The 11,502-nt window shown below is 38.1% G+C and carries 11 protein-coding genes and 1 pseudogene; all 12 read left to right on the top strand.

Annotated features, from left to right (window positions below):
• A pseudogene (locus ABYK33_RS09370) lies at positions 1–219 on the top strand (lipopolysaccharide biosynthesis protein RfbH); the annotation flags it as partial.
• Positions 216–1,250, top strand: coding sequence for an NAD-dependent epimerase/dehydratase family protein (locus tag ABYK33_RS09375; protein ID WP_373032894.1), 1,035 nt, complete (start codon positions 216–218; stop codon positions 1,248–1,250). The pseudogene ABYK33_RS09370 and the gene ABYK33_RS09375, both read left to right, overlap by 4 nt.
• Positions 1,244–2,185 (top strand): glycosyltransferase family 2 protein, encoded by a 942-nt coding sequence (locus tag ABYK33_RS09380; RefSeq protein ID WP_373032895.1) that lies wholly within the window; start codon positions 1,244–1,246, stop codon positions 2,183–2,185. The genes ABYK33_RS09375 and ABYK33_RS09380 overlap by 7 nt, the downstream gene beginning before the upstream one ends.
• The gene (locus ABYK33_RS09385) at positions 2,175–3,608 is read left to right on the top strand and encodes an MOP flippase family protein (RefSeq protein ID WP_373032896.1); all 1,434 of its coding nucleotides are present in this window, start codon (positions 2,175–2,177) and stop codon (positions 3,606–3,608) included. Before ABYK33_RS09380 ends, ABYK33_RS09385 begins: the two co-directional genes overlap by 11 nt.
• Positions 3,605–4,630 carry a glycosyltransferase family 2 protein gene (locus ABYK33_RS09390; RefSeq protein WP_373032897.1) on the top strand — a complete coding sequence of 342 codons (1,026 nt, stop codon included), beginning with the start codon at positions 3,605–3,607 and terminating at the stop codon, positions 4,628–4,630. Before ABYK33_RS09385 ends, ABYK33_RS09390 begins: the two co-directional genes overlap by 4 nt.
• Before the next feature lie 16 nt (positions 4,631–4,646).
• Positions 4,647–5,714, top strand: coding sequence for a glycosyltransferase family 4 protein (locus ABYK33_RS09395; RefSeq protein ID WP_373032898.1), 1,068 nt, complete (start codon positions 4,647–4,649; stop codon positions 5,712–5,714).
• Positions 5,711–6,913, top strand: a complete 1,203-nt coding sequence (locus ABYK33_RS09400) for an O-antigen ligase family protein (RefSeq protein WP_373032899.1) — start codon at positions 5,711–5,713, stop codon at positions 6,911–6,913. Before ABYK33_RS09395 ends, ABYK33_RS09400 begins: the two co-directional genes overlap by 4 nt.
• The gene (locus ABYK33_RS09405) at positions 6,900–8,099 is read left to right on the top strand and encodes a glycosyltransferase (protein ID WP_373032900.1); all 1,200 of its coding nucleotides are present in this window, start codon (positions 6,900–6,902) and stop codon (positions 8,097–8,099) included. The genes ABYK33_RS09400 and ABYK33_RS09405 overlap by 14 nt, the downstream gene beginning before the upstream one ends.
• Complete coding sequence (locus ABYK33_RS09410; protein WP_373032901.1) at positions 8,089–9,015, top strand: glycosyltransferase family 2 protein; 927 nt, start codon at positions 8,089–8,091, stop codon at positions 9,013–9,015. The genes ABYK33_RS09405 and ABYK33_RS09410 overlap by 11 nt, the downstream gene beginning before the upstream one ends.
• On the top strand, positions 9,016–9,570 hold the full coding sequence (locus tag ABYK33_RS09415) for a WcaF family extracellular polysaccharide biosynthesis acetyltransferase (RefSeq protein WP_373032902.1): 555 nt from the start codon (positions 9,016–9,018) through the stop codon (positions 9,568–9,570).
• A gap of 159 nt (positions 9,571–9,729) precedes the next feature.
• Positions 9,730–10,488 (top strand): glycosyltransferase family 2 protein, encoded by a 759-nt coding sequence (locus ABYK33_RS09420; protein WP_373032903.1) that lies wholly within the window; start codon positions 9,730–9,732, stop codon positions 10,486–10,488.
• Positions 10,485–11,492: a UDP-glucose 4-epimerase GalE gene (gene galE, locus ABYK33_RS09425; protein ID WP_373032904.1), complete on the top strand. Its 1,008-nt coding sequence runs from the start codon at positions 10,485–10,487 to the stop codon at positions 11,490–11,492. Before ABYK33_RS09420 ends, galE begins: the two co-directional genes overlap by 4 nt.
• Positions 11,493–11,502: the final 10 nt, after the last annotated feature.

The raw sequence follows: 11,502 nt of genomic DNA on the forward strand, positions 1-11,502 counted from the left end.
AACATTCAGACAAGAAACCTCTTTGCCGGCAATATGTTGAGACACCCGCTCTTTGACAGCCTGAATGAAGGTGAAGAGTACAGAAAAGTCGGCATACTCTCCAACACCGACAAGATCATGAACGACAGCTTCTGGATCGGGCTCTATCCGGGGATGGGCGATGACGCTATTAACTATATGGTCAAGAAGATCAGAGAATTTGTAAAGGAGAATGCATGAAATACCTGATCACAGGCGGATGCGGTTTTTTAGGCTCCAACATCGCAAGCGAGATCCTCAAAAGAGGTGATGAACTGATCGTCTTTGACTCCTTGTACCGCTTCGGAAGCTCCCAAAACCTTGAATGGTTGAGAACACAAGGTACTTTTGAGTATATCCACGGAGATATCCGCAACACCAATGATGTGGAGAGAACCATTAAAGCACATAAGCCCGATGTCATCTACCACCTGGCCGGACAGGTGGCGATGACCACCTCGATCGCCGATCCGAGGATGGACTTCGAAGTCAATGTCGGCGGCAGCTTCAATCTACTTAATGCCGTCAGACTCTACAGCCCGGAGAGTACGATCATCTACTCCTCGACCAATAAGGTCTATGGGGACCTTGAGCAGTTTGAGTATAAAGAGACAGAGACCCGATACATATGTGTCGAGAAACCAAACGGGTTTGACGAAGACGTGAACCTTGACTTCCACTCACCGTACGGGACTTCCAAAGGGAGTGCCGACCAGTACATGCTTGACTTTGCAAGGATCTATGGCCTAAAGACCGTTGTATTCAGACACTCATCTATGTTCGGCGGACGGCAGTTCGCGACTTTTGATCAGGGATGGATCGGCTGGTTCGTACAGCAGGCGATCGACATAAAAAACGGCACCCTCAAAGAGCCCTTTACCATCTCCGGTAACGGTAAACAGGTCAGAGACATTGCCTATGCCGAAGATATGGTCGACCTTTATCTGATGGCATCACAGAAGATCGACGCCATTCAAGGGCAGGCATTCAATGTCGGCGGCGGCATAGAAAACTCTTCTTCACTGCTGGAGCTGTTTGCTTTTCTTGAAAAAGAGTTAGATATTGAGATGAGCTATACCCAACTTCCGGTAAGGGAGTCGGACCAGAAGATCTTTGTAGCTGACCTTTCAAAAGCAAAAGAGTTGATTGGCTGGGAACCGAAGATCAGTAAAGATGAGGGAATCCGTAAAATGATTGAGTGGATAAAACAAAATGGGCAAACTTCATGTTAGAAATATTAATACCAACCTTCAACAGAGCGTCTTTTTTAGAAAAGAATTTGAATATATTAATCCAACAAATTGAGAATGCTGCTTTAGAAGCAGAGATATCAATAACTGTTTCAGACAATTGTTCTGAAGATGAAACGATAAAGATTGTTAAACAGGTTATTGCCAACAAGAGTGTGAATATCAAGTTATATCAACAAAAAGAAAATATTGGTTTAGAAAAGAATGCAATATATCTACTTAAAAAATCCACAGAAAAATTTATAATGTACCTTGGTGATGATGATTACCTGCCCGAAGGTTATTTAAAATATATTACTGAAAAAATCAATTCTATAAAAAGTCTCACATGTATTATCCCTGGTTTTAGTTCTTTATATTCTGATGGACAAATATTACCGGCTAGATATGCTAATTTTGAAGAAAAACAATATATTGCTTCTTTTTATACCGTAACAAAAATTTCTCAGTTCGGACATCAACTGAGTGGCCTTGTGTTGAAACGAGATGGACTTATAGATGGATATTTGTCAAATAAAAAGCTAAGAAATATTTATCCGTTTATATATTTTGTTGCGTATAATAATTTACGAGGAACTTCGATTTATGTACCAAAGTTCCAAGTGTTAGTAAGTCAAGGCAATACTAAAAATTGGAATTATGATAATTCAGGCTTATTAAGCGAAATTATAAAAAACTATAATAATATTTTTGATGATTCTTACTTTAAAAGAAATATTTCAATTATATGTTTTATGAAGCAACAATATTGGCGTTTACGTATTAGTAAGAATCCTTTAAATTCAGTCATAGGCTTCTTGCACTTAAGCAAACAACCAGATATTGAAGTACTAACAAAACTCACCCTTCCTTTTTTATATTTGTATGGATATCTTGCAGCTTTCTTTTTAAAAATAAAGAAAATAAATGATGCTTAAGCAAAAAGTTCTATCTGGTACTAAATGGATCACCATTGCAAATATGTTTAGACAAGTCTTGCAAATAATTAGTCTAATCGTATTTGCAAGGTTGCTGACTCCTACTGATTTTGGGACTTACGCAATACTCATGATTTTTGTGGGTTTTTTAGGGATGTTTACGGATATGGGAACCTCGGCTGCATTGATTCATAGAAACAGACCTTCAGATAAGCTACTCTCTAGTGTATTTTATTTTAATGTTTTTATAGGCTTTATTCTTTTTATACTTTTGTCACTACTAGCCATGCCCATTTCTATATTTTTTGAAAGACCTGAAGTTAAAGAGTTGTTACCGACTATAGCTATTAATTTCGTCATAGTTAGTTTTGGCGTTGTACAAAAAGCTTTGTATGAAAAGGCTATGAATTTTAAGAATCTAACTATATATGAAAGTATTGCAGCACTTTTTAGCGTGATTGCTGGCATATGTTCTGCTATTTATGGACTAGGCGTGTATAGTCTGGTAATACAAACATTAGTTGCTAGTGTTATATTAGTATTTCTGATGTGGTATTCGTCAAATTGGCGACCATTGTGGTATTTTTCAATTGTAGAAATTAAGAAGATTTGGGCTTATACCGCACATTTGTCTTCTTTTTCTATCATCAACTATTTTTCCAGAAATGCCGATAACTTTTTGATAGGAAAGTTTCTCGGATCTTCTGCTCTTGGTGTCTATAGCCTAGCTTATAAAATAATGCTTTATCCATTACAAAATATTTCACAGGTCTTAATAAGAATATTATTTCCGGCATTCGCTCAAATTCAGAAAGATAATGAAAAGTTTAAAAATGCTTATCTCCGTGTGATTTTTTTTATAGCACTTGTCTCGTTTCCAATAATGACGGGGTTGATGGCAACGGCGGATATTTTAGTTGATGTCCTGTTTGGAAATAAATGGGAGGGGCTTGCAGTTATTTTGTTCATTCTGGCTCCAGTAGGTATGATGCAGTCGATCGTGACAACTACAGGGTCGATTTTTATGGCTAAAGGCAACACAAAAGAGATGTTTAAGATTGGAACTATCAATTCAATTGTGACTTTAGGGGCATTGACGATCGGTGTTTTGTTTGGCGTAGAAGGTGTAGCTTATTCGTATCTAATAGCAAATATTGTTATGTTATATCCGAATTTATTAACTGCATGGAGACAGATTGGATTAAGTGTCCAAGAGGGGCTAAAGGAAATTATGCCTATCTTTATAATTTCATTTTTAATGGGAGTTCTAGTCATGTTGTTTGGACAAATATTGACTGATTTTATTGAAAATCAAAGTTTGAAACTAATATTAATGGTTTTATGTGGGTTTGTTGTTTTTTTAGGTCTGGTTCGCTTGAAATATGGTGCATATAAAGTGTTAATTAGTGAGTTGAAAAAATGAAAAAAATGCTATTAGTTTCAATATTGATTCCACTTTATAATTCTGAGAAATATATTGCTAAGACAATTGATTCAGCATTAGCGCAAACTTATGAAAATACAGAAATTTTAATTTTTGATGACGGGTCAACTGATAACAGTCTGTCAATTGCATCAAAATATGAAAGCAAGTATGAAAATGTTAAAGTTTTTACGCATGATAATAGAGGTGCTCAGGTAACTAGAAATAAATTGTTTGAACTATCATCGGGTACATATATTCAATATTTAGATGCAGATGACTTACTTGATAAAAATAAAATTAAAAATCAGATGTTGGCATTAAAAGGAACAGATTATAAAACTATTGCGTTTAGTAAGTGTAGTGATTTTGAAGGAGAAAATTTAAACTTTGCTGTCCTTCAACAGCTATCTATTTATAAAAACTATGATGACCCAATTCGATTATTAATAGATATGTGGACGAAATTTGAACCATTGGCACCACATGCGTGGTTGGTCTCTAGGAAGTTATTATCTGAAGTAGGTGATTGGAATCTCACATTAACTAAAAATCAAGACGGTGAATTTTTTGCTCGTGTGATTTCTAAGTCTAAAAAAGTAGTTTTCGTTGCAGAAGCTTTGATTTATTATAGGCTCGATAGTCAATCGAGTATATCCAAAAATATGTCATATCAAGCGATGAAATCGATTTTGTTGTCATTTGGTAGTTATGGCCAAATTGTTAAACAATCTAAAAATACGGGTGAACTCAAGTTAGCATTAGCTAGACAATATTCAAACTTTATGTTTCTAATATATCCAAGCCAAAGAACATTGTTTATAGAGGCTGAACAAAAGTTGAAACAGCTAGGTTTTGATTCGCCTGTTCCAATTAGGGATTCTAATTGGATTTATATACTACATTCTGTTATTGGTGGAAAAATGTCTATAAAAGTTTTAAAGTTTGTCAAAATTATTTTGCACTCTACTTTCCCAAAATTTCGGAAAAGAAATCGCCAGCATTATAAAATAGATAATTAATATTTTAGGATAGAAAATGGAAAGAAAAAAAGTTGTTATCTTATACGCTGGTTTGTCTGATTATGTTCTGAATGTTTTTCAAAAGTGGGTACAAACATCTCTCATAGAACTTCACATTATAAGAGATGTTGTAGATAAAAAAGAAGCACCGTATGAATTTGAAACTGATTTAAAATATATTAACCTGTATGATAAAAATATATATGATTTTCATTCATTAGAAAAATTGGTTAAGAATATTGATCCTATAGCCGTAGTATGTTCTGGATGGATGGAGAGAAAGTATCTCAAAATTGTGAGTATATATGCAGGTAGAATACCTACGATTATGGCGATGGATAATCAATGGCATGGGTCCATCAAACAATATGTGCGAACTATTTTGAGCCGTATATACTTAGTGAAAATTTTTTCACATATTTGGGTTCCTGGTGAACCACAAGCGGAATATGCTGAAAAATTGGGTTTTAAAAAGTATCAAATATTGAGAGGCTTTTATGTTGCCAATAAAAATAATTTTAATCGTCCTCTGATTAACCCTCAACAAACTTTTTCAAAAAGGTTTGTCTTTGTAGGTAGATATGTTGAAATTAAAGGTGTTAAGGAATTATGGCAAGCATTTTCTGAGTTAGAAGATGAAAAAACAAGGGAATGGGAATTACATTGTATTGGAACTGGACCATTATTTAAAGATAAAGTTGAACATCCAAAAATTAAACACATTGGTTTTGTGCAACCCAATGAGTTAAAAGAATATATAAAGGAAGGCGGTGTTTTTGTTCTACCAAGTCATTTTGAACCTTGGGGTGTTGTCATACATGAATTTGCATATGCAGGGTTTCCTATGATAGTGTCAGATGCAGTAGGTTCTGCATCTGCATTTGTAGAGGACAGTGTGAATGGTTATGTTTTTAAAAATACTAATGTTTATGATCTTAAAAGCAAATTAGAACAAATTATAGAAATGCCAGAAAATCAACTGATAGAGATGGGATCTAAAAGTTATCAAAAAGCACAATATATTACAGAAGAGAAATGGTGTAAAACAATTAATAATGTAATAGAAAGCTGGAAGCCTCAATGACACTTCAATTTTCTAAAACTGTAACTTTCCTTACTTTTTATATCTTATTTATACAATTGGTGCTTAGCAGCTTTATTCCATTGTTAATTGTTATGCCAATAGAAGTTTTACAGGCAGCGCAATATTTTGGGATGTTGTTAATTCTATTATTATTTCTCAAAGATGCTAAGTTGGAATATAGAATGTTATTGATAGTAATAGCTGCACTTTTGAGTATTTTAGTGAATAATATACCTGAACAATACAATGCACCAGTTCGTTTAGTATTATGGGTATTGGTTGTTTCAAGTGTTGGGCCACTAGTGTATAATTTGCAATTAATACGTTTACGTAATAAGTTATTAACAGGGATATTGATTGGGTTCATGCTGATGGGCGCTTTAAGCTTTATCTATTGGATACTTGGATTTCCACAGTTGGGAAAAGGGCGTTTTTCTGGTTTAGCTATTCATAGTATGATACTGGCACCAATCGCTGCAGTAGGTGGATTATACGCATTTTATTTGTTCACCGAGTCAGTCAAAAAACGTTGGAGAACCTTGTTCCTAATATTTTTTGTACTTAACATTTTTTCAATACTTTTGGCGGGTTCTAGAACGGCATTTATTGGTTTCGTAGTTGGTTTTATTGTCTACTTATTCTTTAGTAGATTTCGTTTTCGTAAATTACTCATTTTTTTATCAATGCTATTGATAGTTGTTGTTGTTATTATTAAAAATGAAAGTGAAGTATTAATCTCTACTAATTCAGATGCAAATTACATTGGTTCTGACATAACTGAAAGAGGGCTACAAAATACTCGAGAAGAATTATGGGATGACCGAATAAGGGAATTTGTCAATTATCCTATTTTTGGAGTAGGGTTTGCATCACAAAACGATGAATTTACAAACAGAAAGGGACGTGCTATAACCGGTAGTATTGAGCCAGGATCAACATATTTAATGATTTTATCTATGACTGGTATTATAGGGGCAAGTGCAGTGTTTGTGTTTTTTTTAAAACCTCTTTCTAGTAAACGTTTTTGGAAACGAATAAGTTCAATGCAACGTTATAAATTAGCTGTTTTATTGTTTTTTGCAGTACATTTTATTGCAGAGGGGTATATTTTTTCATCTGGTTCACTAATGGGATGGGTTTTTTGGCTATTGTTAGGATCCATTTATCCATATAAAAATATTAATTATGAAAAAGTATGAGTCAAATCAAATGAAATTAAATGTAGTTATACCTAGTTTTTTCCCAGCCGTTATATATGGCGGTCCTATCTTTACATCTTTACACACAGCAGAAGAATTGGCAAAAATAGGTGTTGATGTTAGAGTATCTACAACTAATGCAAATAAAGGCAATAAACTTGATGTTGTGACAAATATTTGGCAAGTGAAAGAAAGTAAGCTATCTATTAAATATTATAATGAATCAATAGTTGATAAGTTTTCCTTTCCTCTTCTTTTTTCTCTCTGGCAAGATATTACGGAAGCAGATGTTGTGCATGTGCAAGCTTTATTTAGTACTCCTGTGCCAATTGCTTTAATCTATTCAAAACTATTTAAAAAAAGAGTACTTCTTACACCTCATGGTACCTTAGGACAATGGTGTTTAACTGGTGGAAGTAGATTTAAAATGTTTTGGCTCAAATGGTTAATTAAACCTTTTAATTCTATTACTGTGTGGCATGCAACAGCAGAAAAAGAAAAATTAGAAATTTTGTCTGTTTTCCCTGATGTTGATGTACACGTTATCGCTAATGGTATTAAGGTTCATGAATTTGAAAATTTCAATGTTTTGGCTCCAAAAGATTTCGTGAAAAAGTTTGCACCTTCGTTCCCTGAGAAAGGCGATGTTCAACAAATTGTTATTTCTATGGGACGACTGCAAAAAGTGAAAGGGTTCGATACATTGATCGATTCATTTAACAATATATTGGAAAAGCACAAAAATGCAAAACTCTTTATTGCTGGACAAGACGAAGGAGAAGAAGATAATCTTCGGAAAAAAATTAGAGAACTTGGTTTAAAGCATACTGTCTTTTTAGTAGGTCAAATTAGTGGGCAAGACAAAATTGACTTTTTTGCGAATGCAGATCTCTTTGTCTTGCCCTCTCATAATGAAAACTTCGGACTTGTGTATGCAGAAAGTTTGGCCGCAGGAACACCGATAGTAGCAAGTAAAAATACACCTTGGTCTGAGGTGGAAGAAGCTGACTGTGGAAAATGGGTGAACAACAGTGTAGAAGAGACGACCCAAGCAATGATTGAGATGTTAGGGAAAGATCGAGAGTTAATGAGAGCAAATTCAAAAAAATTAGCACAAAAATATGACTGGAAAAATATAGCAATTCAATTTAAAAGTCTGTTTGAAAAGATGATTAATGACAAATAAATTACCAATTACTGCCATTATAATGACTTATAATGAAGAAAGAAATCTTCGAGAATGTTTAGAATCAGTTTATGAATACATTGATGACATAATAATTGTAGATTCTTTCTCAGAGGACAAAACTGAAGAGATAGCTAGAGAATATACAGGGAAGTTTTATCCTAATAAGTGGATTAATTATTCTAAACAATATCTTTGGGGGATTGCTAACACAGATATAAAAAATGAATGGGTATTACGTCTCGATGCAGATGAACGCTGGACAAAAGAGGGATTTGACGAGCTTAGAAAGATCGTAGAAGAAGACAAGGCTGACGGTGTGTACGTTAAGATGAAGATCTTCTTTATGGGACGTTTTATTAAGCATGGCGCTTTCTACCCAAACTACTTCTTGCGGGTGTATAAACGATCTAAAGGCGCAATGGAAGATCGTTGGATGGACGAGCATATTAAGGTCGATGGCGTTACGGTTCATTCTAATATTGACGTCATAGAGTCGAACTATGACCGTCAGGAAAATATAGCTTTATGGACTACTAAGCACAATGGTTATTCTACTCGTGAGGCGGTAGAATTTCTTATTGCGAAACACAAGATCCATAATATCGATACAGTGGCTAATCTGTTTGGAAATAAGACAGAACGTAAACGATGGATGAAAGAAAATATATATTTCAAAACTCCATTGTTTGTACGTCCATTTATGTACTTTGTTTATCGATATTTTTTTAAGCTCGGTTTTCTCGATGGCAAAGAAGGTTTCATTTTCCATACACTTCACGCGTTTTGGTACCGTTTCCTTGTAGATACAAAAGTCTATCAGATAGAAAAATTGGCCAAGAAAAATAATCAAACCATTCAAGAGGTTGTCAAAGACCATTATGGAATGGATATTGATGCGGCAAATGAGAAATAGATGAATAAGGTCCAACTAAACCAATACAACAATAAAGCGTACAAACCCGGAAGTACGCTCAAAAAGACACTTTGGTATTTCACCAATATGCTCTTTTTTAAAACGCTGCTGCCGTTTCCGTCTGGTTTCAAAGTTGCACTGTTAAAAGCGTTCGGGGCCAAGGTGGGGCAGAGGGTTGTTGTTAAGCCCGATGTCAACGTTAAATACCCGTGGTATTTGACGATCGGTGACGATTGCTGGGTTGGTGAGGGTGTCTGGATCGACAATCTTGCTGAGGTCACCATAGGCGACAATGTGGTGCTCTCTCAGGGGGCGTACCTTTTGACAGGCAGTCATGACTATACAACAGTGGCGTTTGACCTTATTTTGGGTAAAATGACCCTCGAAGAAGGCGTTTGGATAGGGGCTAAGGCGACTGTTTGCCCCGGCGTCACCTGTCACAGTCACAGTGTTCTAGCAGTCGGTTCGACCGCGACACAGGACCTTGAACCTTACACCGTTTACCAGGGCAACCCCGCAGTTGCAAAGCGTAAACGACTTATTGGCGACAAATAAACGCGGCATACTAATTTTTTGGCATTTTATCACCTATTGAGGCGATAACTATAACTACATCTTGTAGTATAATGTTTAAAATCATTAATATTTTTCCTTCCTGTCAAAAAGTAGATACCACGGAAAGTTGCATTACTTTCCGTTTTAAAAAGAGAAATTATGAAAATATCGGTCATTACCTCTGTCTATAACAACAAAGAGACCATCGCAGAAGCGATAGAGTCTGTGTTGTCGCAGACCTATGACGACATCGAGTACATCGTCGTTGACGGAGCGTCTACTGACGGTACGGTCGAGGTCATACAGAAGTACGGTGACAAGGTCACGACCTTTGTCTCAGAGCCGGACAAGGGCATCTACGATGGGCTTAACAAGGGCATTGCTCTTGCAACGGGCGATGTGGTCGGGTTCTTGCATTCGGACGATCTCTTTCAGGACGAGAATGTTATTGCCAAGATCGCCGAGGCGTTCAAGATCTATGAGGTCGACTCCATCTACGGCGATCTTATCTATGTTAAAAAAGAGGACACTTCAAAAATGGTCCGTTACTGGAAAAGCGGTGCCTTCGGCCTGAACAAACTGCAAAACGGATGGATGCCGCCGCACCCGACCTTTTATGTCAAACGCAAGGTCTACAAGATGTACGGGGGCTTCGACACCAGTTTCAAGATCGCAGCGGACTACGACTCCATCTTGCGCTTTCTCGGACGAGAGGGCATTACGACCCGTTACATTCCCGAAGTACTTGTCAAGATGCGTGTCGGCGGTGCCAGCAACAAAAGCATCCGCAACATTATGATGAAAACAAAAGAGGACTTTCGCGCTATTCGTAACAACTGCATGGGTCATGTCGGCAGTCTCATCTACAAAAATATTTCCAAGCTTCCGCAGTTTTTTAGACGAAAGATGGATGTATGATCTTAGTAACAGGCGGAGCAGGGTACATCGGTTCGCACACCTGTGTGGTGTTGGCAGAGGCCGGGTACGAAGTGGTTGTCTTTGACAACTTTTCCAACTCCTCACGTGAGAGCCTGCGACGGGTCGAGAAGATCGTCGGCAAGAGCATCCCTTTCGTCAAAGGGGACATCCGCTCTTCCGAGGACCTCGAAAAGGTCTTTAACACCTACGACATCTCGGCCGTCATCCACTTTGCCGGGCTCAAGGCTGTTGGCGAGTCGGTCGAGCAGCCCCTGCGCTACTATGACAACAACATCCACGGCACGTTGGTCCTCTGCGGGGTCATGCAAAAGCACGGCTGTAAAAACATTGTCTTCAGCTCTTCCGCCACCGTCTACGGCGACCCGCACACCACCCCGATAACCGAAGAGTTCCCCCTCAGCGCCACCAACCCCTACGGCAAGACGAAGCTCTTCGTCGAGGAGATCCTGCGGGACCTCTCCGTCTCGGACGAGGCGTGGAGCATTGCCCTGCTGCGCTATTTTAACCCCGTCGGCGCCCACGAGTCTGGCACCATCGGCGAAGACCCCAACGGCATCCCCAACAACCTCATGCCCTTCATTGCCCAGACCGCCGTCGGTAAACGCGACTGCCTCAGCATCTTCGGCGGCGACTACGACACCCACGACGGCACGGGGGTCCGCGACTACATCCACGTCGTCGACCTCGCCAGCGGCCATCTCAAAGCCCTGGAGTACCTTACAAAGCACAAAGGAGTACTCACCGTCAACCTCGGCACCGGCAACGGCTACTCGGTGCTCGACATGGTCAAAGCCTTCGAGAAGGCCTCCGGCAAAAAAGTCCCCTACAAGATCGTAGAGCGCCGCACCGGCGACGTGGCCAAATGCTTCGCCGACCCCTCCTACGCCAAAAAAGTCCTGGGCTGGGAAGCCAAAAAGTCTGTCGAGCAGATGTGCGAAGACAGCTGGCGATGGCAGTCCCAAAACCCCAACGGGTATAAGTAATCCGTCTTAC

Origin of the sequence: Sulfurovum sp., from assembly GCF_041562805.1 — a bacterium.
Classification (GTDB): domain Bacteria; phylum Campylobacterota; class Campylobacteria; order Campylobacterales; family Sulfurovaceae; genus Sulfurovum.